This window comes from Methylophilaceae bacterium, from assembly GCA_018398995.1.
Lineage (GTDB): Bacteria > Pseudomonadota > Gammaproteobacteria > Burkholderiales > Methylophilaceae.
In genome coordinates this window covers 600,424-620,778 of record CP073759.1, presented here as the reverse complement: position 1 = coordinate 620,778, position 20,355 = coordinate 600,424, and the positions used below count along the sequence as shown (strand labels likewise).

22 protein-coding genes and 1 tRNA gene are annotated in these 20,355 nt (G+C 41.3%); 8 read left to right on the top strand and 15 right to left on the bottom strand.

Going from position 1 to position 20,355, the window contains the following annotated elements:
- Nucleotides 1-174: 174 nt before the first annotated feature.
- Nucleotides 175-906 carry a TorF family putative porin gene (locus KFB94_03150; GenBank protein ID QVL46115.1) on the bottom strand — a complete coding sequence of 244 codons (732 nt, stop codon included), beginning with the start codon at nucleotides 904-906 and terminating at the stop codon, nucleotides 175-177.
- Between the two features lie 708 nt (nucleotides 907-1,614).
- Here KFB94_03150 and KFB94_03145 point away from each other — a divergent pair.
- From KFB94_03145 to KFB94_03125, 5 genes are all read left to right on the top strand, one after another.
- Complete coding sequence (locus KFB94_03145) at nucleotides 1,615-1,830, top strand: TIGR02450 family Trp-rich protein (protein QVL46114.1); 216 nt, start codon at nucleotides 1,615-1,617, stop codon at nucleotides 1,828-1,830.
- A gap of 3 nt (nucleotides 1,831-1,833) precedes the next feature.
- Nucleotides 1,834-2,892, top strand: coding sequence for an FAD-dependent oxidoreductase (locus KFB94_03140; protein QVL46113.1), 1,059 nt, complete (start codon nucleotides 1,834-1,836; stop codon nucleotides 2,890-2,892).
- 25 nt (nucleotides 2,893-2,917) lie between these two features.
- Complete coding sequence (locus KFB94_03135) at nucleotides 2,918-3,310, top strand: DUF393 domain-containing protein (protein QVL46112.1); 393 nt, start codon at nucleotides 2,918-2,920, stop codon at nucleotides 3,308-3,310.
- The gene (locus KFB94_03130) at nucleotides 3,297-3,656 is read left to right on the top strand and encodes a hypothetical protein (protein QVL46111.1); all 360 of its coding nucleotides are present in this window, start codon (nucleotides 3,297-3,299) and stop codon (nucleotides 3,654-3,656) included. Before KFB94_03135 ends, KFB94_03130 begins: the two co-directional genes overlap by 14 nt.
- A 297-nt stretch (nucleotides 3,657-3,953) precedes the next feature.
- Nucleotides 3,954-4,106 (top strand): hypothetical protein, encoded by a 153-nt coding sequence (locus KFB94_03125; GenBank protein QVL46110.1) that lies wholly within the window; start codon nucleotides 3,954-3,956, stop codon nucleotides 4,104-4,106.
- A gap of 227 nt (nucleotides 4,107-4,333) precedes the next feature.
- Here KFB94_03125 and KFB94_03120 read toward each other — a convergent pair.
- Nucleotides 4,334-4,410: transfer RNA gene (locus KFB94_03120), tRNA-Arg, on the bottom strand.
- Between the two features lie 198 nt (nucleotides 4,411-4,608).
- On the opposite strand from KFB94_03120, the gene KFB94_03115 reads away from it, so the two are divergent.
- Both KFB94_03115 and KFB94_03110 read left to right on the top strand, forming a co-directional pair.
- The gene (locus KFB94_03115; GenBank protein QVL46109.1) at nucleotides 4,609-5,145 is read left to right on the top strand and encodes a cytochrome c5 family protein; all 537 of its coding nucleotides are present in this window, start codon (nucleotides 4,609-4,611) and stop codon (nucleotides 5,143-5,145) included.
- A gap of 38 nt (nucleotides 5,146-5,183) precedes the next feature.
- Nucleotides 5,184-6,014, top strand: a complete 831-nt coding sequence (locus KFB94_03110) for a symmetrical bis(5'-nucleosyl)-tetraphosphatase (GenBank protein QVL46108.1) — start codon at nucleotides 5,184-5,186, stop codon at nucleotides 6,012-6,014.
- Here the strand turns inward: KFB94_03110 and KFB94_03105 are convergent.
- From KFB94_03105 to KFB94_03070, 8 genes are all read right to left on the bottom strand, one after another.
- Nucleotides 6,011-6,709 carry a 1-acyl-sn-glycerol-3-phosphate acyltransferase gene (locus KFB94_03105; GenBank protein ID QVL46107.1) on the bottom strand — a complete coding sequence of 233 codons (699 nt, stop codon included), beginning with the start codon at nucleotides 6,707-6,709 and terminating at the stop codon, nucleotides 6,011-6,013. The genes KFB94_03110 and KFB94_03105 overlap by 4 nt on opposite strands.
- 54 nt (nucleotides 6,710-6,763) lie before the next feature.
- The gene (locus KFB94_03100) at nucleotides 6,764-7,519 is read right to left on the bottom strand and encodes a GNAT family N-acetyltransferase (GenBank protein ID QVL46106.1); all 756 of its coding nucleotides are present in this window, start codon (nucleotides 7,517-7,519) and stop codon (nucleotides 6,764-6,766) included.
- A gap of 80 nt (nucleotides 7,520-7,599) precedes the next feature.
- Nucleotides 7,600-8,052: a glycine zipper 2TM domain-containing protein gene (locus KFB94_03095; protein QVL46105.1), complete on the bottom strand. Its 453-nt coding sequence runs from the start codon at nucleotides 8,050-8,052 to the stop codon at nucleotides 7,600-7,602.
- Between the two features lie 31 nt (nucleotides 8,053-8,083).
- Nucleotides 8,084-9,028 carry a carbohydrate kinase family protein gene (locus KFB94_03090; GenBank protein ID QVL46104.1) on the bottom strand — a complete coding sequence of 315 codons (945 nt, stop codon included), beginning with the start codon at nucleotides 9,026-9,028 and terminating at the stop codon, nucleotides 8,084-8,086.
- Nucleotides 9,029-9,112: 84 nt separating this feature from the next.
- The gene (locus KFB94_03085; protein ID QVL46103.1) at nucleotides 9,113-9,682 is read right to left on the bottom strand and encodes a TetR/AcrR family transcriptional regulator; all 570 of its coding nucleotides are present in this window, start codon (nucleotides 9,680-9,682) and stop codon (nucleotides 9,113-9,115) included.
- 203 nt (nucleotides 9,683-9,885) lie between these two features.
- Complete coding sequence (locus KFB94_03080) at nucleotides 9,886-10,641, bottom strand: hypothetical protein (GenBank protein QVL46552.1); 756 nt, start codon at nucleotides 10,639-10,641, stop codon at nucleotides 9,886-9,888.
- 5 nt (nucleotides 10,642-10,646) lie between these two features.
- A complete protein-coding gene (locus tag KFB94_03075; protein ID QVL46102.1) occupies nucleotides 10,647-11,057 on the bottom strand; it encodes a CopD family protein in 411 nt (136 codons plus the stop codon).
- Nucleotides 11,058-11,555 (bottom strand): TlpA family protein disulfide reductase, encoded by a 498-nt coding sequence (locus KFB94_03070; GenBank protein QVL46101.1) that lies wholly within the window; start codon nucleotides 11,553-11,555, stop codon nucleotides 11,058-11,060.
- A 109-nt stretch (nucleotides 11,556-11,664) separates the two neighbouring features.
- Here KFB94_03070 and KFB94_03065 point away from each other — a divergent pair, with 109 nt between their 5' ends.
- Nucleotides 11,665-15,534 carry a DUF3683 domain-containing protein gene (locus KFB94_03065; protein ID QVL46100.1) on the top strand — a complete coding sequence of 1,290 codons (3,870 nt, stop codon included), beginning with the start codon at nucleotides 11,665-11,667 and terminating at the stop codon, nucleotides 15,532-15,534.
- Between the two features lie 43 nt (nucleotides 15,535-15,577).
- On the opposite strand, the gene slmA is transcribed toward KFB94_03065, so the two are convergent.
- From slmA to KFB94_03040, 5 genes are all read right to left on the bottom strand, one after another.
- Nucleotides 15,578-16,135, bottom strand: coding sequence for a nucleoid occlusion factor SlmA (gene slmA, locus KFB94_03060; GenBank protein ID QVL46099.1), 558 nt, complete (start codon nucleotides 16,133-16,135; stop codon nucleotides 15,578-15,580).
- A 37-nt stretch (nucleotides 16,136-16,172) separates the two neighbouring features.
- Nucleotides 16,173-16,802 carry a pyrimidine 5'-nucleotidase gene (locus KFB94_03055; protein ID QVL46098.1) on the bottom strand — a complete coding sequence of 210 codons (630 nt, stop codon included), beginning with the start codon at nucleotides 16,800-16,802 and terminating at the stop codon, nucleotides 16,173-16,175.
- A gap of 18 nt (nucleotides 16,803-16,820) precedes the next feature.
- Nucleotides 16,821-17,702 (bottom strand): acetylglutamate kinase, encoded by an 882-nt coding sequence (gene argB / locus KFB94_03050; protein ID QVL46097.1) that lies wholly within the window; start codon nucleotides 17,700-17,702, stop codon nucleotides 16,821-16,823.
- Between the two features lie 103 nt (nucleotides 17,703-17,805).
- Nucleotides 17,806-19,380, bottom strand: a complete 1,575-nt coding sequence (argA, locus tag KFB94_03045) for an amino-acid N-acetyltransferase (GenBank protein QVL46096.1) — start codon at nucleotides 19,378-19,380, stop codon at nucleotides 17,806-17,808.
- Nucleotides 19,381-19,585: 205 nt separating this feature from the next.
- Entirely contained in the window at nucleotides 19,586-20,332 is a 747-nt protein-coding gene (locus KFB94_03040) for a 16S rRNA (uracil(1498)-N(3))-methyltransferase (protein ID QVL46095.1), read from the bottom strand.
- Between the last annotated feature and the right edge of the window lie 23 nt (nucleotides 20,333-20,355).

Sequence of the window (20,355 nt, the reverse complement as noted above, 5' to 3'; positions counted from 1 at the left end):
CTGATTGCGTGTTAGGCAAGCGTCAATATTGGTATACATGTATGTTGACTAGAATGATAGCCAAGACAAAGGCTAGCTATTTTCAATTACCAATCAGTTATTGCTGTTATCAGAGACTGATGTAATTGAAAATAGAAAAGATAAATATCCTGCCTTTGTCTAGCAGTATTCGGATTAGAAGCTTTTTGTTAGGTTGAATTGCATACGATTCGTACCAAAACCTGGAATATCAAAACCATCTTTTACATCACCTGTTGTCCAATGATAAACACCAGAGATTTCAAAATCTTTTGGTAATGGGTGTGATAAACCTAGCTCATAGTGCGCCCAGCCGCTTTTATCAACACCAAACAAACCTAAGAAATCACGACTTCTGTTTCTGGTGTAACCGACTTTAGCGTGCAATGATACATCATTGATAATTTTATTATCATAGGCAAGGAAGCCATATAATGCAGTGCCAGTTTCAGCAAAGAAATCATCAGAATATGATAAACCAGCACTAATGCCTTTATACATCAAAGTACCGTAAAAATCATTAAAGTCAAACTGGCTATTGCCACCTGGATAAAAAGTACGCAAATAACCAATGTCGTACGCCAAATCATCAGTAATGTTACTGGTATAACCAACTAAGAAATTACCTTCCAAGTTTGGGCTATTACCTCTTGTTTGCAAACGTGTATTACTTGCCCATAATGTTGCATAAAAGCCAGTTTTATGTTCTAGCGAGAACTGACCTTGAACAGCAGCACTATTCGCGGATAGAGAAAGACCTCTATACATAAAATTATTAGTACCGGTTAAGTAACCAGTAACATCAAAATCTGATGGCGCTTCTTCTGCTACTGCGGCTGTAGTACCTAGCATTAAAGCCGTTAATAAAACTAACTTACCTTTATTCATTTGAGACTCCTAAAAAATTTAGTAGACTCAATTCCCCTAGCCAACAATAAGCACATTTCATGCCAGCTAGGAATAACACCCTTTTTTCTAGCCGTTTTTAAAAAAACATATTTATTGAAGCGCTCAGCTAGATAGCGTTTAATTGATCATGTTGCTGGTGGAATTTTTATTGCGATAGAAACTATAAGGTTGAGTAGCATCTGCGATATTTAAATGTAATAAAATCAGTTGGTTATAGTTTCATCAGAAAGGCTAACTTGTTTATATGCGCTTAAGAAACTGCCGAGTATTTCTGTTTGATATAAGAGGTGGTAGATTGGCAGTCATCAAGTTTTGGTGAGCGCTGATGATGCAAAAGAAGCTTGTTTTACTAATAAATAGCAGAGTCATGATCGGTAGCGATTGCATGTGTTTACTAGCAAGCGATTGAACAGCAATAACACTAACGAGTTGTCACCAAGTGGCTTATTGATTTTGATTATGCACAAAGATAAAGCGTTTGCACTAATATTGGGCGCTTGCCTTCATGACTTGGCTGTTTCATCTAGTTGCTTATTCAGTTGACTGTTAATGGATAAGCTTTTGGTGAAAAGATAATGATTAATCAGTTATAAAAATGAATTATTTAAGACCGTGCCGTTCTTATTATGCAATTAGATTGACATCAGTTAACAGAGCGCTGATAACAAGGTAAAGAAAGAAGTAAACATGATTAACCCTAAAAAACTACTCAATAGTAAATGGACAGCTGTTTTGCCTGTTAATAAAGAAAAACATTTTTTAGTCAGTAAAGTCATGCTTTCTGAATGCAATGATTCGTTAATTGAGTTTGTTGAGATTGAAGCAATACATTCTCAGAGGAAACAAGTGATCGCGTGGCGTTCATTGTTAGAAAATACTGTTTGGCTTCAAGGTTGGAAATAAGGTATGCAACAGCCTGTCAATGTCGCAATTATTGGTGCTGGAATAGCCGGATTGAGCTGCGCAAAAGCGCTATCTGATAATGGTTTTGAAGTCACGTTATTTGAAAAAAGCCGTGGTGTTTCTGGACGATTTAGCACACGCGTCAGAGATGCTTGGCAGTGTGATCATGGTGCACAATATTTTACTGCTAGTACCCCGCAGTTTAAGAATGAACTTGAACAATGGCTGAAGGCAGATGTTGCACAATTATGGCAGCCACATTTGGCCGTATTGGATGGACATGACTTTTCATCCAAAGCAACCGAGTCAGCTTCATCAATATCGCGGTATGTTGGTTATCCATGCAATAGTTCTCCATCCAAGTGGCTTGCGCAGTCGCTTAATGTGGTAACGCAATCCACGGTTTGCGCGATACATAATAATGGGAGTCAATGGCAAATCACTACTAAAGAGCTGGGATTGAATCCGATGCGCTTCGATTGCTTGGTATTGGCGATGCCAGCACCACAGGCGGCTATACTTTTACAAGACGTCAATCAAGCATTAGTGGCTCACTGTAACAGTGTTACTATGCGACCATGTTATGCATTAATGTTGCGATTAACGAGCGGATTAAAAAGAACATTCCAGGGTTTGTTTGTCAATGCTGGCCCACTCAGCTGGATGGCGCTCGATAGTGCGAAACCAGGACGCTTAAACGATGGATATGATGAAGTATGGGTGTTGCACGCCGCGAGTGATTGGAGCCAGCTGCATGTGGATGATGATCAACATACCGTTGCTCAGTTAATGCTTAACGAATTTATGCGTGTCATGCAATTAAACGGCGCTGACACAGCCGAGATAAGCAGTACGATTGCACAGCTGGCGACTGCGTCAAATTACGACTTACACCGTTGGCTTTATGCTGATTGTGACCATTATCTTGCTGTGAGTCATCAATTTGATCATCAGCAAAAAATAGGCCTATGCGGTGATTGGTTAAATGGCGGGAAAATTGAAGGTGCTTGGCTCAGTGGCTTTAATTTAGCGCATGCAATAATGCAACAATCTGTTATTTGAATCGATTAACAAGTATTTGAGAAACATGACAACTGAACTGACGATTTATTATGATGGCGAATGTCCTTTATGCTTGGCAGAGATTCATTTGCTTAAGCAACATAATGATAGCAATTTATTGGCATTTATTGATTTGCAATCATTGGATGCCTCAACAGCAACAATTGATTGTACTTTGGCACTTGAAGTGATTCATGCAACACTGGGTGATGAGACAGTCATTGTTGGGCCAGAAGTCTTTTTTGAGGCTTATAAGAGAACCAATCTGACATTGATGAAATATTTGTTTTCTTTTAGGTTTGTAAGATATTGTTATGCAACATGTTATGTTTTTTTTGCAAAATATCGACACCAAATTTCGAGGGCAATTGGACCAACATTACTTAAAGTAGTACAAAAAATATATGCAAAAAAATAATAGGTCAGCTTGTTACAAACTATACACCTTGGCGTTATGCTTATTGTGCACGCCACTCGCATACGCGGATGAATCCCTTATCAAGCTGCAAGAAGGCATGCCCTATGGTGAGGTTAAAAAAATATTGATAGCGCAAGGATGGCAGGGCATTAACAATCAACAGATTGAGAACAGCAGCCTTTATGCGGCCGAGATTTATAATCAAGGGATGACCGAAGTTGTCGATTGCATCTCAATGGCGCTGGATGGTTGTCAATTTCACTTTCAGAAGGATGGTCAAATGTTAGAAATTAAAACGATTACCCGCCAATTAATAGTGGATTCGTTTAGTATCATGAAGCATTAGCGGTCAATTTATTTGGCTTATGTCAGTCTTGGCTGATTCAGTTAATATAGCAACTTAACGCATGTTTAACTGCGTTTTAAAATGTATCAAATCGATCAGATAGGTAAAGTATGATAAAAAATTCGAGCAGCAATTCTGAAGTCACTTCTTTAGAGTCGATGGTAAATAACACATGTTTTTGTAAATTGCGAGAGCAATGCAAAGATAAAAATAGCCCAGAATGTATGCGCCATCGCAACCTTGTTGCTGAATTTATGGCAGATAAACATCACAAAGCTACTAATAAGGAATCCTGATATGCAAAATGAAGACGCGCTTATCAAGCAACTTAAGGAAAATAATAATAAGTTAACCGAGATTAATACCAATATGCTAAAAGTTTTTTGGATTGTTGCGGTATTCGCAATACTCTATTTTGGTCTCATGTTGTACTTGCTGTTTTTTAAATAGATTTGAACTAGTACTTAATGTTGACTACCTATGTCGAGATTTTTATAGTCACAAATTGCTCAGGTGGTGAAGTTGCCGGTGTTCATTAAGTGGTCTAAAGGGTAGTAGAGTAAAAAAGAAGCATATCGTGGTTGAGGGATGGAAGGCATACAATCGCCATTCCGGCCAATCTATATTACATCTGACATAGATTATTACATCTGACATAGATTTTTTATTCTATTGACTGGCGCGCCCGGCGGGAGTCGAACCCACGACCTTTGGCTTCGGAAACCAACACTCTATCCAACTGAGCTACGGGCGCTTGTGGCGGATTATAGCAAAGCGTCTGTCGCTTGTCTCAATCGCGTTGGCATGATGGGATAGATCGTCAAGCTAAACGTCTATGAAAATAGGTTTGTTATACAGATGCATAATTTAACGCAGCCTTGCTCGTTGCATGCTGATACACTTCAGTTGCTGGTATAATTTAGCTAATTTAATTCAACATAGGTTATCAATCATGAGTAATGAAACACACGCAGCATCAAATGTTACTTTGATGCAAAAAATTGTTATTGTATTAGGTGGTATTCTTGCGCCTATCTTTGTTATTTACATGGTGACTAAGTCGCCAGAGGCGCCTAAAAGTGTTACACAAAAACCAGCCGAAGCTGATAGGACTGAAGTCTTAAATAATATTAAGCCATTGGCTGTTGTAGAGGTCGCTGCCGCTGCTAGCGCCAAAGTGCAAAAGAGTGCCGAAGATATTGTCAATCAGGCCTGTGCAGCATGTCATGCTTCAGGCATGATGGAATCACCTAAATTGGGTGATAACAATGCTTGGTCGGCACGTATCGCGCAAGGTTATGAAACCTTAACAAAACACGCTATCGAGGGTATTCGTATGATGCCAGCACGTGGCGGCAATCCAGATCTAACTGATAATGAAATTGCTAGGGCAGTTGCCTATATGGCTAATGGTGCAGGCGCGAACTTTACAGCGCCAGAACCTGAATCTGACGAAGCGGAAACGTCAGAGGGATCAGTCTCAGAGTAAGCGATAACTTCACTGTTTGCATTGTTAAGTTTGCGCTGATGGCGATATACGCAATAGGCGATATCCAAGGATGTTACTATGCTTTTCAAGCGTTGCTGGCGCGTATTGAGTTTGATCTGAAAGCTGATCAGTTATGGTTAGTAGGTGATTTAATCAATCGTGGTAGTGGGTCGTTGGAGGTGTTGCGCTGGTGTTATCAGCACCGAGATTGTGTGAAAACGGTATTGGGTAACCACGACTTACATGCCATTGCTGTGGCACATGGCATCCGTAAGGCGCATAAAAGTGATACCTTGCAACCAATCCTAGATGCGGCAGATGCTGACGAATTGTTAACTTGGTTGCGTCATCAGCCGTTGATGATTTCAAACGGTGATTATGTGATGGTACATGCAGGATTGTTGCCGCAATGGGAAGTTAATCAAGCCCTAGCTTATGCAAAAGAAGTGGAAGAGGCATTGCAGAGTGAGTCCTATGTAGAATTTTTACTGCATATGTATGGGAATACGCCAAATGTTTGGCATGATCATTTAGTAGGTTATGATCGTTTACGTATCATCACTAATGTAATGACGCGTATGCGGGTTTGTAAACTTGATGGTGCGTTGGATTTTAGCTTTAAAGGTACGTTAGATGATATCCCAGAAGGGCTGAAGCCCTGGTTTGATTTGCCAAATCGAGCATCGAAAAATCAAGCGATCATCGTTGGACATTGGTCTGCTTTAGGGTTGTATCAATCTCAAAATGTGCATGCCCTAGACAGCGGCTGTTTATGGGGAGGCCAGTTGACGGCCATGTGTCTTGAAACTAAACAGCTAGTTCAAGTTGCCTCTCAAAAAAAAGATAAACCGCAAACAGTTGCTTGCTAAAGGCTCAGTTGATTAGCAATGCTGGTAAATACTAAATCTGATAGTACTTGTCTATTGGCAGATTGCGGGTCAATTGGGGGTAGAAAGTAGAGTTCTACTACAGGTTCTTTTTGCTTTAATATGCGCATCATTGATTGGCCTAGTGTCGTTTCTCCAGCATAAGCCATTTCTGTGTTGATGCCGCCAATACTAAGTGGGTAGCGAATGGCAACAGGCCGTAACATCGCATTTGCATTAATGGCAGCTTGGATAAGGCTGCTTTTGAAGTGAGCAAGTGAAGTGCCATCTGTAGTCGTGCCTTCAGGAAAAAATCCAACATTAGCGCCTGCCAGGAGCCGATCAGTCGTCATTTTTACAATGCGACTAGTGTCTTTTCGACTATTTCTATTGATAAAAATAGTGCCAGACTTTCTAACAAGATAGCCAAGAATTGGCCACTGGTTAATATCAGATTTGGCAATAAATTGTAGTGGTAAAACGCTATTAAGCGCATAGATATCTGCCCAAGAAACATGATTAGCAAGAAACATATTATTGGTCGTGTTATCTTGTGGTATTTCGCCAAACAAAAAAACTTGAATATTGAAACAGTCCAGTAACTGACGACACCACCATTTAGTTAGCTTTGTTCTGGTTTTTTCTTGAGCGAGGGGCCAGCTAACAGCAACAATCAGTATACCGAACAATATATGCATCAGTATGCGTAAAAGCCGGAAGCTAATGATCAAAGAATTGGTTTTTGGCAAATGCTATCTTAAAAAATGTGCTGCATATTTTTGGTTAATCTCAGATATTGATAACATTACCAGTATATCGGCTGTATTGAAATAGCTATCCCATGCCGGTTCCCCGCAAATTTTTGCACCTAGTCTTAGATAGCCCTTGATTAATGGTGGGCAATCTACTTGCATCGTATTATTGAGTGATTCGATTGGTAGATGTACGTGTGGAAATACGCGGTATTCCGGGGGGCATAAGTGTTTATCTTTGAGATGATGGTAAATAGAAGCTGCTGCATGTCCGCCATCATTCATGGGAATACTTGCGCAACCTATCATGTGCTGATAGCCATGTGAACGCATATATTTGGCTAAACCAGCCCATAGCAATGTAATTGTGCCGCCGCTTCTATAATCGCGATGCACGCAGGCGCGACCAACTTCTACTGTATTGCCTAGTAAATGATTGATACGACTTAAATCAAATTCACCTGAAGAGTAATAACTTCCAGCTTCGTTCGCTTGTGTAGGACTTAATATACGATAAGTGCCAATAACTTGTTGCGTGTTCGTATCACGGACAAGTAGATGGTCACAAAAAGCATCAAATCCATCAATATCCAGACCATTGTTTCCAGCAATTTTTGCCCCCATTTCTTCTGCGAACACTTTATAGCGCAAGCGCTGTGCCTCTTGAACTTCGCTGGGATGGATGGCGAGTGATACTTTTAGGTTGGGTTTTGAGGGTGATCGATTTTGTTGAACTGCTGGTTGTATTAGCATCATATTATCTCTCCTTTAACAAAAAGAGATAATATGAGAGTCAAATGACGATTAGATTAAAACAAGATGACGATTTTGTGACGCTAGTGGCTTACCCGAGAAGTGCCGCCACTCTCAATAATACGAACACGTTCACCAGGATTAAACTGCTCATCAGCTTCTTGCACAATAGCAATAAGGCCACCCCCATCTAGTTTGATGGTGATTTCCAATGCATCTTTACGGGTGATTCCTTCTTCTATTGCAGAGCCTGCAAGACCACCTGCAACTGCACCAATTACCGCTGCGATGCTGCCGGTTCGGCCACTGCCGACAGAACTGCCGGCAATTCCGCCAACTGCGCCGCCTGCAATTGATCCGATAGGCGATTTTGTCCCCTCTAATTGAACCGTACGTACACTCTCTACAATGCCAGTTTTAACCGTTTGTACTTTACGCGCATCATCACGTTTATAGACGCTACCTGAATTTGAACTGGCGCAAGCGATGACAAAGAGGGATAAAGTGGTAATGAATAAGACTCTCGATAGATACATAATTTTCCCCATCAATATTAAAAATTGCTTATTAAACTTGTGATGCCACTTCTTTGATTAATGCTTGACTATAAATATTCTCTATTTCTTCGCGAGTCGGTTTGTGATTTTGACCACCCCGACTGGCAATCTTTATGGCGCCCATTGTGGCGGCCAATCTGCCACAAGCCAACCAATCCCACTTTCTTGCAATACCATATAACAAGCCTGCACGATAAGCATCACCACAACCTGTTGGATCAACCACTGCTTTTGCTTTAACGCTTGGTATCTCATAACGTTGACCATCAGCATAAATGTGAGAGCCTTGCGCACCAAGTGTAACAATCAGCGCTTCAACTTTTTCTGCAATTTCATTTAACGAAAGTCCAGTTTTCTCTTGCAGCACCTGTGCCTCATAGTCGTTCACCGCAAGATAAGTAGCCATATTGATAAAATGCATCAGCTCTTCGCCATTAAACATCGGTAGGCCTTGACCAGGGTCAAACATAAAAGGAATGTGAGCATCAAAACACTCTTGTGCATGTTGAAACATGCCATCTCGTCCATCGGGAGCGATAATCGCTAGTGTTACGTCTTTAGCGTCTTTAACACTGTTTTGATGAGACGCTACCATTGCGCCGGGATGAAATGCAGTAATTTGATTGTCATCTAAATCGGTCGTGATAAAAGCTTGCGCAGTAAAACTATTTGGCATGATTTTAATGTGTTGGTTAGACAGTTGATTCTCATCCATCCACTGTTGATAATTAGCAAAGTCTTCACCAACAGTTGCCATTATTAATGGCTCACCTTCAAGCAATTGTAAGTTGTAAGCAATATTACCAGCCGTACCACCAAACTCTTTGCGCATTTCTGGCACAAAAAAAGCAACACTTAATTTATGTATTTGGTCAGGTAGGATATGGTTTTTAAATTGATCTTGGAACACCATAATGGTGTCAAAAGCGAGAGAGCCGCAGATGAGTGTATGCATGAGACGTAATTTTCTAATGAAATCAAAGCAACATTATCTTGTAGCTAGGACATGCAATGCAAGTTAAAACTGAATATTAACGGTTTAATGTGATTCATTAATCGCGCCGTCAATCAACAATTTAGCTGCTTTTTTGGCATATTTGATAGCGCCTGATCCACGTTTCATCTGCTCAGCTTGCACCGCACCTTCAAACAAGAGCGACAGCTGTAACGCCAAGCCATTTGCGTCTTTAATCTGCGCTTCGCTAGCGAGCTTGCTGATATATTGCCTAAACTCACGTGACTGTTTGGATGAAAGTTGATGAATTGGATTCTCTTCATTTGGGAACTCGGCAGATGCTTTAATAAAACCCATGCCTAGAAAACTCGGCGAAGTAATCCACTCTTCAATGAAATCAAATAATTGTTTTATTTTATCGGCAGGTGCTTTGCTACTGCTGTTCAGCTTGTTATCAAGCCAGCTTTGGAAATCCTGTTGACTTTTATTAAGCACCTCTAAAATAAGACCTTCTTTCGTATGAAAATACTTATAAAGTGTCATTTTTGTAGTGCCAGCAACCGCAACAATTGTATCGACGCCAGTCGAGTTAATACCTCGCGTCTGAAATAAATCAGTCGCAGTATTCAGTATTTTATCTCTTAGGCTGCACATGTGGCGAGTATAACATGTGATTATTCTTTATTAAAATTTGTATACAGACTTGTAATGTTAATGGCAAATTCAAGTGGCTAAATAGCCTGAAGAAAGTGAGTTTAACCCCTTAGTATTCTGCCAATTAATATACTATTCTGTATAGTTTTATTTTTGTAAATGGCGCTTATTTATGTTGAAAAAACGGCTGAATGAAATTAGGGTTAGGTTGATTTTTTCATCAGCATGGGGGAGTAATTGCAATGTATTTTATCCAATAATTCACGGACTACTTTTTGTTCGTCTACATCCGTACTAATTTGACCCAGTACAATATTCTTAAAGTAAACCGATTTATAGTGGTCTGGCAATAGGATAGCCTCTAATAGGCGGCAATTACCACTGCGCATTTGTTCAATTTGCGCAACAAGCGCAGCTGTGCTTTGTGGAGTTGCGATGGAGGCGTTAATTGTAGGCTCAACTATTGCGTCTGGTGTAGAACTCAGCTGTATTGCCTCTGCATTGTTTGGATGATTAACAAACAGTAGGCCACCCACAAGCACCATGGTACCCAGAAAGCTGACCGCTATCGCGTAGGCTGAAGTGCGTGAGATATGAAACTCTTTTTTTGTTTGTGCCGTAATTAAAGCCGCCGCCGCACTTTTTGCATGCACTAATCCTGCTGGATTGTGTCCCAACAGTTTTTCATGGATAGCTGATAGCGCCATTACATACAGTTGCGTAGCAAGCATTTCTGGCAAAGCTGCGCGTGCTTTGGCTGCTTCTAGGCTTAAATATGTTTTAAGTAATGCAGCATCATTGGGATCGATATCCTGATCTAAACTGACATTAAAGCCAGGTGCTTCTGACCAGTCATTTAAAATATCAAACAAGCACAGCAAACGTTTCTGTGGTGTATTGCCTGCTTTTTGCAGCATTTGAATAAGCCAATGAGAATGTAGGATATGCATCATACGTATTCAATTTAGAATGGTTTGACTACTACCAATATCACTATCAGTGTTAATGCCAATACGGGTAATTCATTGAACCAACGAAACCAAAGGTGGCTACGTTTGTTTAACCCAGCTTTAAAATCACGTATGATTTTTCCGCAATAAGCATGGTAGGCAATTAAGCCGACGACCAGTGTCAGTTTAGGGTGCATCCATTTGCCACCAATGCCATAGCCTACCCATAACCAGAAACCAAATCCCAAAGCCAACAACGCTAAAGGTAACATGAAGCGATATAATTTGTGCTCCATCATTGCCAGTCGTTCAATGGCTGCTGGATTGGTTTCCATTGCATGGTTGACAAAGATGCGTGGTAGGTAAAATAAACCAGCAAACCAGCTGGTGACAAAAATAATATGAAAAGCTTTAACCCATAACATTTAGTTGAGTTCCTTATCTAATAGAGCGTGTAGTTTGTTAAAATTAAAAGCGCCAACCGCATGTTGAATACGCTTCCCCTCTTTATTGTAAATATAAGCCGTTGGTGTAAGTTTGACGCCGCCAAATGTTCGCGTTATTTCAGCATAACTATCATGGATCACAGGAAAAGGAAGTGCTTTTTGTGAAGCAAAGTTAACCACTTGCGCGGGTGGATCATATGGCATAGCAACTGCAATGATCTCTAGTCCTTTAGGTTGGTATTGATGATAAGTTTGAATTAAGTCTGGCATTTCAGTTACACAGCTTTTGCAGTCGGTTGCCCAAAAGTTAACTAATACTACTTTACCTCGCAGTGAAGCCATGCTGATTGCTTCACCTTTAATTGATACAAACACAATATCATCTATTTCGGATTTCTGTAATAGGGTGTAGCCGGACCATGCAATTAATATTAATAGCGTTAAAGCAGCTGTTATTTTTCTCTTGTAAGACATCATTTGATTGTAACGTTTTTTAGTTGCATTGTGCGAATAACCACAACTAGCTCGCAGTTTTTGTGAGCAATGTCGCGTGCTATAATCGCGTTTTGTTTATGATGATTATTTAATGAACGCACCTATATCTCCTAAATTACTTAAGGCGACTTCTGATTCTCCAGCGCGCCTGCGCGAAATTCCTTATAACTACACCTCTTTTTCCGACCGTGAAATTGTTATTCGGTTCTTGGGTGAAGAAATGTGGGAAACCTTACAGATGCTTCGTGCTGAACGCAAGACAGGCAGAAGCGCCCGTATGCTGTTTGAAGTTCTTGGTGATTTGTGGGTGGTTAGTCGCAATCCTTATCTGCAGGATGATTTGTTAGATAATCCTAAGCGGCGTGCGGCATTAATTGAGGCGCTTAATCATCGCGTTGCTGAGATTGATGCTCGACGAAGTGGAAATCCACAAGTAGAGAAACTCGTGGTTGCTGCCAAGACGGCGATTAATAAATTTGCCGATGATTTTCGTCAAACGCACGATTTACGCAAAAAAGCGCTTAGTAAATACAGTAAATATACCCGTAAAGATAACGTTCAATTTGACGGATTGGCGCGCGTTTCACATGTGACGGATGCAACAGACTGGCGTGTTGAGTATCCCTTTGTTGTGCTAAATCCTGATACAGAAGCTGAAATTGCCCATCTCATTAGAATTAGTATTGAGCTTGGTTTGACAGTGATTCCACGCGGAGGTGGAACGGGCTATACGGGTGGCGCTATACCATTAACGCCGCTTTCAGCCGTCATCAATACCGAAAAATTAGATCAACATACGGGCGTGCAAATGCGCACGTTGCCAGGTGTTTCTCAACAAGTGCCAACAATTGAATGTGGTGCAGGCGTGGTAACGCGCCGTGCGATGGAAGCTGCGTCAGAGGCCGGTTTAGAGTTTGCTTGCGATCCTACATCTGCAGATGCCTGCTGTATTGGCGGTAACGTGGCAGTGAATGCGGGTGGTAAAAAAGCAGTGCTTTGGGGAACGGCGCTTGATAATTTGGCCTCATGGAGAATGGTAACGCCAGATGCAACATGGATGGAGGTTGAGCGTTTAGACCATAATCTAGGCAAAATTCATGATATTGCGATGGCGCGCTTTAAAATTAGCCGTTACGACATTGATAGAAAACACCTGATTGCCGAGCCTGAAATTATTGAAATTCCAGGTCCCAGTTTCCGTAAAGTGAGTTTGGGCAAAGATGTTACTGATAAATTTTTATCGGGCTTGCCTGGCGTACAAAAAGAAGGCTGCGATGGCTTAATTACATCGGCAACTTTTATTTTGCATCGCATGCCTAAGTATGTGCGAACGATTGCGCTCGAATTCTTTGGCCAAGTATCAAAAGCAGTGCCAGCGATTGTAGAGATTAAAGATTTTTTAGATGCAACGGCAAAACAAAATCCTGCTGTTTTATTGGCTGGGCTTGAGCATTTAGATGAGCGCTATATAAAAGCAGTTGGTTACGCCACGAAAGCTGCACGTCAGCAACGACCTAAAATGGTGTTGCTTGCCGATATTGCTTCTGATAATGAAAATGCGGTTGGTGAAGTTGCTTCTGCCGTTGTGCGCATTTGTAATGCGCGTGATGGTGAAGGCTTTATTGCAGTTTCAGCTGAGGCGCGTAAAAAGTTTTGGTTAGACCGTTCTCGCACCGCAGCAATTGCCAAGCATACCAATGCCTTTAAAATTAATGAGGATGTGGTGATTCCACTGCCGCAATTAGGCGAGTACTCAGATGGTATTGAACGTATTAATATTGAGCTTTCTATTAAAAATAAACTTAAGTTAATTGATGCGTTAGAACAGTTTCTTGAAAGCGATTTACCACTGCAGGCCGATGAAGATGGTAATACTGATCCAGAGGGTGTGAAATCTAAGCAAGTATTAGCCCTGCAGTTAGTGCGCGATATGCGCATGCAATGGCGCCTAATTCTCAATGCATTGGATGAGCCTTTAACTGTTTTAGGTAGGATAGGCGAACAATTTGGCCACTATGAAACCGTGTTTGAAGCGGTGCAATCCTATGATTTACGGGTTTCTTGGAAACGTGAGTTAAAACAGCCTTTGGGTGATATTTTTGCTGGCCGTGAATATCAGAAAATCATTGATGGCTTAGATGCTATCCATAAAAAAATATTAAAAAGCCGTGTATTTATCGCCTTACACATGCACGCGGGCGATGGTAATGTGCATACCAATATTCCAGTGAATTCTGATGATTACGACATGATGCAAGAAGTGCATGGCGCAGTTGTGCGCGTCATGGCATTGGCGCGAAAACTCAATGGTGTTATTTCAGGTGAGCACGGTATTGGTATCACTAAAATGGAATTTTTAGATCAAGCAACCATTGATACTTTTACGCAATATAAGAATAAGGTAGACCCTAATGGGCACTTTAATAAAGGCAAGTTGCTGCATGGTTCAGGCTTAGAAAACGCCTACACACCTAGCTTTGGTTTGTTAGAGCAAGAGTCGATTATTATGGAGCAATCTGCCATGGGCGAGATTGCCGATGATATTTCTGATTGCTTACGCTGTGGAAAATGTAAGCCAGTTTGCTCAACGCATGTGCCACGTGCTAATTTACTTTATTCACCAAGGAACAAGATTTTATGCACATCGTTACTCATCGAGGCGTTCTTGTACGAAGAGCAAACACGGCGAGGCATTTCACTCAGACATTTTGATGAGTTTAATGATGTGGCCGATCACTGTACGGTTTGTCATCGCTGCGAGAAGCCGTGCCCTGTCAACATTGATTTTGGTGATGTTTCAATCAAAATGCGTAATTTGTTACGTGAGCAAGGCAAAAAGAAATTTAATCCTGGTACTGCTGCTGGGATGTTGTTCTTGAACGCAAAAGATCCAGCAACGATTAAATTCATTCGTGCAACGATGATTGGCATGGGCTACAAGGCGATTAATTTTGCTAATCGTTTAGCGAAACGCTTTGGCTTATTAAAATATAAAAAAGCACCGCCTTCTACTGTAGGTAAAGCAGATATTAAAGCGCAAGTGATTCACTTTATTAATCGGCCTATGCCAAAAAAAATGCAGTCAAAAACATCACGTGCGATGCTTGGCGTTGAAGATGATACGATGATTCCAGTGATTCGTGATCCAGCGAAAGTGACAGAGGAATCTGATGCGGTATTTTACTTCCCAGGTTGCGGCTCTGAGCGTTTGTTCTCTAATGTAGGGCTGGCTACGCAGGCGATGTTATACGAGGTTGGGGCGATTACGGTATTACCACCAGGATACTTATGTTGTGGTTACCCGCAAACGGCAAGCGGTAATCATGATAAAGGGCAAGAAATAACAGCAGAAAACCGAGTCTTATTCCATCGTGTTGCTAACACATTGAATTATTTGGATATTAAAACGGTGATTGTGTCTTGTGGTACTTGTATGGATCAATTGCAAAAGTATGAATTTGAGAAAATCTTCCCGGGTTGTCGCCTGTTGGATATTCACGAATATTTGATGGAAAAGGATCAAAAGCTATCTAATATTACGGGTACACGTTACATGTATCACGATCCATGTCATAGCCCAATGAAAACGTATAAGCCACTTGAAGTGACGAATCAATTAATGGGGCAAGAGGTAGAGCTTAATGACCGTTGTTGCGGTGAGAGCGGTACTTTTGCAGCAGCGCGACCAGATATCGCGACACAAGTGAAATTTCGTAAGCAAGAAGAGTTAGAAAAAGGGATGCAAAAGATGGGCTTAACAGTTGGTAAGCCTGAACAAGCGGTGAAAATATTGACCAGTTGTCCAAGTTGCTTGCAGGGATTGTCTCGTTATGGCGATGATACGGGAATCGAAGCGGATTATATTGTGGTTGAAATGGCTAAGCATATACTGGGTGAAGATTGGATGCAAAATTACATAGAGAAAGCCAATAACGGCGGTATCGAAAAAGTCCTCCTCTAACGCGAAGCATAATAAAAAATCCAACGATTAGTTGGATTTTTTATTAGATGATGCTACCGAGATGATGCTGTACGTATTCTAACGGCTTGCGTTTAAAGCCGCTTTTTACAAACTGATGCCAGCGACCAATCACAAAACACATCACTAAATTGGCTTGACTTTCCGGCAGTATCTTTTTGCCAGACGTTGCGACTGCTATCTTTAAACACTGTTTAAGAGAGACTTCAATACGGTCGTGCAGTTGGTTAATGCGATCTTGTAAACGTTCGTTTTCATTGACGAGAGCATCGCCGATGAGCACTCGGGTCATGCCTGGATTCTTTTCAGCAAAACGAAGTAACATACTCACAATCAATAAAATTTGTTTACTGCCTTCTTGTTCTTCTGTTGTGATTTTATTAATCACACCAAAAATACTGGTTTCAATAAATTCAATTAAGCTTTCAAACATTTGTGCTTTCGTCGCAAAATGACGATAAAGTGCGGCCTCAGATACGCCTAATTTTGCAGCCAGTGCAGCCGTTGTTATTTTTTCGCGTTTAGGGTTTTCTAGCATTTTTGCTAGCGTTTCTAAGATTTGTTGTTTACGTTCACCTGCCATACGATTCCCTGAAATAATCTTAATATGTGTTGTTCGATTATAGCGTAAGGTGAGCCAGAGCTGACACCTTACTTAATCGAAAATCCACAAAGTTTGGTTTATGCAATCGCTGATTAATCCAGATTGTTTTCATGCCTAAGCGTTTGGCGGTCATTAACGCAGCCAGATTATCTTCTACCATAATGCAATTGCTTGATTTTGCATTGATGGTTTTTAATAACGTTTTAAATCCGCGTATTGACGGTTTTGCGTGGAATCTTGTGGACTCTACACTAAAGACTAATTCAAAAATATCGTCAATTTTAAGCAGTGCGAGTACACGCATCGCGTAGTTGCGCGGTGCGTTGGTAAAGATCACTTTACGACCTTTTAAGTTGAGCAGCAGGTGACGTAAACGCTTTGTTTGAATGACGCGCTCAGCTAAATCGGGAAACAGATGCGTTTCATTTAAAAAATGATGCGGGTTGGTGCTGTGATGTCGCATTAATCCTTTGAGCGTTGCGCCATATGCTTTCCAGTAATGATGACGCAATTGATCCGCAGTTACTTCATCCATCTCTAGTGCATGCTGAATGTACTGCGTCATGGCGCCATTCATAACTGGAAAAATATGGGCTGAAGCATCATGCAACGTATCATCTAAATCAAACACCCAAACGGTTGACATTGGTGATAGACGTTCTGATTAATTGGCTTTAATCAATGTACCAACACCCTCATCAGTTAAGACTTCGAGTAATAAAGCATGCTCTACACGGCCATCGATAATATGTACTGCCTTGACGCCACTTCTGGCCGCATCTAAAGCGGAACCTATTTTGGGGAGCATGCCACCGGATAAGGTGCCATCTGCAACCATTGCATCAATCTGCTTTGGTGTTAAGCCGGTCAATAAAGTGCCATCTTTATCTAATACGCCGGGCGTATTGGTTAATAGCACGAGTTTTTCTGCTTTTAAAATTTCAGCTAATTTACCTGCTACCACATCGGCATTGATATTAAAGGTATTACCGTCTTCGCCAACGCCAATTGGCGCAACCACAGGGATAAAGTCACCACTGTCTAAGAAGGTGATGATGCTAGGGTCGATGGCGCTGATTTTACCCACCTGACCAACGTCAATCATTTTTAACTTGTCGTTAATATCTTCCATCATGAGTTTGTCTGCACGGATAAAGTTGCCATCTTGTCCTGTTAAGCCAACCGCTTTTCCGCCATGCCGATTAATTAAATGCACAATCTCTTTATTAACATGACCAAGCACCATTTCAACAATATCCATGGTTTCTTCGTCGGTCACCCGCATGCCTTGGATAAACTCACCTTTTTTACCAACTCTGTCGAGCATTTGATTAATTTGCGGGCCGCCGCCATGCACAATCACTGGGTTCATACCAACTAATTTAAGCAACACCACATCGCTGGCAAACGATGCTTTTAGCTTTTCATCTGTCATCGCGTTACCACCATATTTAATGACGATGGTTCTGTCAAAAAAGCGTTTAATATAAGGCAGCGCTTCGGAAAGTGTTTTGGCTTTTTTGGCGGCGGCAGATTCGCTAATCATGTGTTAATGTCCGAATGAATGAATAAAATAGATTGTAACTAAAAACCGCTACTTGATGAAAGCAAAGTCCTTATAAAGCAGGATAAAACTACAACCGTTTAACCTACAACTGTTTAATATAGACCTTTGATTTTCTTTGTAGGTTATATAGCTGTTGTTTAGATGGTGGCAATTGCGCAATGGATGATAAATCAAAGCCGCGCTCAACAAACCAATGCTCTGTCCGTGTTGTTAGGCAGAATAGGGTATTAAAACCAAGTGCTTTGGCTTGTTGCTGACAATAATGAAATAGCTTATCACCACGCCCACCACCTCTATATTGTGGATCAATTGCCAAGCAAGCAAATTCTGCCATTTTATCCTCAATGTAAGGATGCAACGCAGCGCAGCCAATGGTTCTATTGTCATGCTCCATCACATAAAAGTGCTGAATATCCATTTCGATTTGTTCGCGGCCACGTCGTACTAATATCCCTTCATTTTCTAATGGCTCAATCAGTTTAAGAATGCCGCCAACATCATCGATCGTTGCTTGTCGCATTGTTTCCAGTGGCAGTTCTGTCACCATGGTACCAATTCCACTGAGTGTGAATAGCTCTTGAATAATCGCGCCATCAATGTGACGGGAAATCAAATGGGTGCGTGCAACGCCATGCTCGCTGGCTTTAACAGCAGCGTTTAAATAATATTCAATATCCTCAGTAAAATGTACTGGCGCATCATTTTCATAGGCGTTGTTGAGCAAGTTTTTGGCTTTATCTACGGTCATTTCACGCAGCAATTCCCCGCGTAAGTTTTTAACGCCTTGGGTATCCATTAGAAAAATTAATTTTTCTGCATCAAGTGCTATTGCTGTACTGACGGCAACATCCTCTAAAGACAAATTGAACGTTTCACCTGTTGGCGAGTAGCCCATTGGTGATAGCAACACCATCTCACCATCATCCAACCGCTTTTGAATACCGATCGCATCAATTTTGCGCACTTCACCAGTGTGTTGCAAATCAACGCCATCAATGACACCAATTGGTTTTGCGGTTACAAAATTGCCGCTCGCCACACGTATATCTGCCCCAGCCATTGGAGAATTAGCAATACCCATGGAGAGTAATGCTTCAATTTCTACCCGTACCGCACCATTAGCTTCTTTAACCGCTTCCATTGCGGCATCGTCAGTAATACGTAACCCTTCGTGATAAGCGGGCGTTAAATGCTCTCGTATTAAACGTTGCTCAATTTGCGGGCGAGCGCCATGTACTAAGACTAATCTCACTTCTAAACTAGCAAGCAAGTTTAAATCATGTGAGAGCGCAATAAATTGCTGTTCACTCACTACCTCGCCACCAAAAGCAATCACAAACGTTCGTCCACCAAAGGCATGAATATAAGGCGCAGCAGAACGGAACCAATGCACAAAATCCATCGGATTTTCTAACGGAGATTCGATGGCAGTACTAACGGTAGGTGCAATTTGATCGGCGTCACTTTCAGAAAATAAGCTGGCAGGCGTGGTATTTAATGCATGCGCAATTTTGCGAATCTGTGCTTCAGAAATGCCCAATTCGCCGCGTTCAATACGTGATAAATTTCCTGCATCAGCATCAATTGCCTTCGCAAGCGCTTCTAATGTCATTTTTGCGGCTTGGCGCCGATTTCGGATGATGATGCCTAAATTCATGATTTAATTTATGTAAATAATACAAAATATTAAATTAAATTTGTATTTAATGCAAATAATATTGTTGCTAAAACCAGTCTGTCTCGATAAAAACGGTTGAACTACATTGGTAAGATGTTTGATTAATGCTTTACATGATGAGTGCTCGATCATTGGTTTCAGCAAATGAAGTTGAATCATTGCGTTGCTCAGCGGGTTTGTTTGCTTAGAAATCGCCCCAAACACTATGCATACTCGCCATTGCTGCCAATGCTGCGGTTTCAGTTCTTAAAATTCTCGGCCCTAACATAATGGATTGAAAGCCGTTTTTATTCGCTATTGCTATTTCATTTGGACTTAAGCCGCCTTCTGCGCCGATGAGTAATTGAATTTCATGGTTTGTTTTAAGGCTTGGTTTTTCTATTTCTGCAAGGCGTTTTGCGCCAATTGGATTGAGCAGAATGCGACATTGATTTTGATGTAGGTTTTCGGCTAGCCAAAGACTCAGTGACTTTGGTTCTGCTACTTGCGGAATCACTGCACGACCAGATTGTTCACAAGCAGAATGCACCACATTTTGCCAGTGCGCTAAGCGTTTGGCGGCGCGTTCTTGATTTAGCTTGACTACGCTGCGTTCGGTAGCAATCGGCTGGATATGATTGACGCCAAGTTCTACTGCTTTTTGGATGGTGTAATCCATGCGGTCGCCGCTAGATATGCCTTGTAATAAAGTGATATTGAGTGGTGACTCGTTATTAATTGGTTTACTGGCATTTACTTTAGCTAACACTTCATTTTTTTTTACCAACATTAGTTCGCAAGTGTAGTCATGACCATCGCCGTTGAATAAAATCGCTTGGTCACCCACAGTCATGCGTAATACGCGGGCAGCGTGAATTGCCGCGGATTCTGGCAGGCTAACAATAGCGCCTAAGGCTAGTTTTTCTGGGCAATAAAAGCGATTTTGTGGCATGCGGCTGGCTGTTAAAAAATGGT

Excerpts from the sequence above, each read along its gene's own strand:
- KFB94_03150 (QVL46115.1), bottom strand. The coding sequence starts at position 906 with ATGAATAAAGGTAAGTTAGTTTTATTAACGGCTTTAATGCTAGGTACT.
- KFB94_03145 (QVL46114.1), top strand. The coding sequence starts at position 1,615 with ATGATTAACCCTAAAAAACTACTCAATAGTAAATGGACAGCTGTTTTG.
- KFB94_03140 (QVL46113.1), top strand. The coding sequence starts at position 1,834 with ATGCAACAGCCTGTCAATGTCGCAATTATTGGTGCTGGAATAGCCGGA.
- KFB94_03135 (QVL46112.1), top strand. The coding sequence starts at position 2,918 with ATGACAACTGAACTGACGATTTATTATGATGGCGAATGTCCTTTATGC.
- KFB94_03130 (QVL46111.1), top strand. The coding sequence starts at position 3,297 with ATGCAAAAAAATAATAGGTCAGCTTGTTACAAACTATACACCTTGGCG.
- KFB94_03125 (QVL46110.1), top strand. The coding sequence starts at position 3,954 with ATGCAAAATGAAGACGCGCTTATCAAGCAACTTAAGGAAAATAATAAT.
- KFB94_03115 (QVL46109.1), top strand. The coding sequence starts at position 4,609 with ATGAGTAATGAAACACACGCAGCATCAAATGTTACTTTGATGCAAAAA.
- KFB94_03110 (QVL46108.1), top strand. The coding sequence starts at position 5,184 with ATGGCGATATACGCAATAGGCGATATCCAAGGATGTTACTATGCTTTT.
- KFB94_03105 (QVL46107.1), bottom strand. The coding sequence starts at position 6,709 with ATGCATATATTGTTCGGTATACTGATTGTTGCTGTTAGCTGGCCCCTC.
- KFB94_03100 (QVL46106.1), bottom strand. The coding sequence starts at position 7,519 with ATGATGCTAATACAACCAGCAGTTCAACAAAATCGATCACCCTCAAAA.
- KFB94_03095 (QVL46105.1), bottom strand. The coding sequence starts at position 8,052 with ATGTATCTATCGAGAGTCTTATTCATTACCACTTTATCCCTCTTTGTC.
- KFB94_03090 (QVL46104.1), bottom strand. The coding sequence starts at position 9,028 with ATGCATACACTCATCTGCGGCTCTCTCGCTTTTGACACCATTATGGTG.
- KFB94_03085 (QVL46103.1), bottom strand. The coding sequence starts at position 9,682 with ATGTGCAGCCTAAGAGATAAAATACTGAATACTGCGACTGATTTATTT.
- KFB94_03075 (QVL46102.1), bottom strand. The coding sequence starts at position 11,057 with ATGTTATGGGTTAAAGCTTTTCATATTATTTTTGTCACCAGCTGGTTT.
- KFB94_03070 (QVL46101.1), bottom strand. The coding sequence starts at position 11,555 with ATGATGTCTTACAAGAGAAAAATAACAGCTGCTTTAACGCTATTAATA.
- KFB94_03065 (QVL46100.1), top strand. The coding sequence starts at position 11,665 with ATGAACGCACCTATATCTCCTAAATTACTTAAGGCGACTTCTGATTCT.
- slmA (QVL46099.1), bottom strand. The coding sequence starts at position 16,135 with ATGGCAGGTGAACGTAAACAACAAATCTTAGAAACGCTAGCAAAAATG.
- KFB94_03055 (QVL46098.1), bottom strand. The coding sequence starts at position 16,802 with ATGTCAACCGTTTGGGTGTTTGATTTAGATGATACGTTGCATGATGCT.
- argB (QVL46097.1), bottom strand. The coding sequence starts at position 17,702 with ATGATTAGCGAATCTGCCGCCGCCAAAAAAGCCAAAACACTTTCCGAA.
- argA (QVL46096.1), bottom strand. The coding sequence starts at position 19,380 with ATGAATTTAGGCATCATCATCCGAAATCGGCGCCAAGCCGCAAAAATG.
- KFB94_03040 (QVL46095.1), bottom strand. The coding sequence starts at position 20,332 with ATGCCACAAAATCGCTTTTATTGCCCAGAAAAACTAGCCTTAGGCGCT.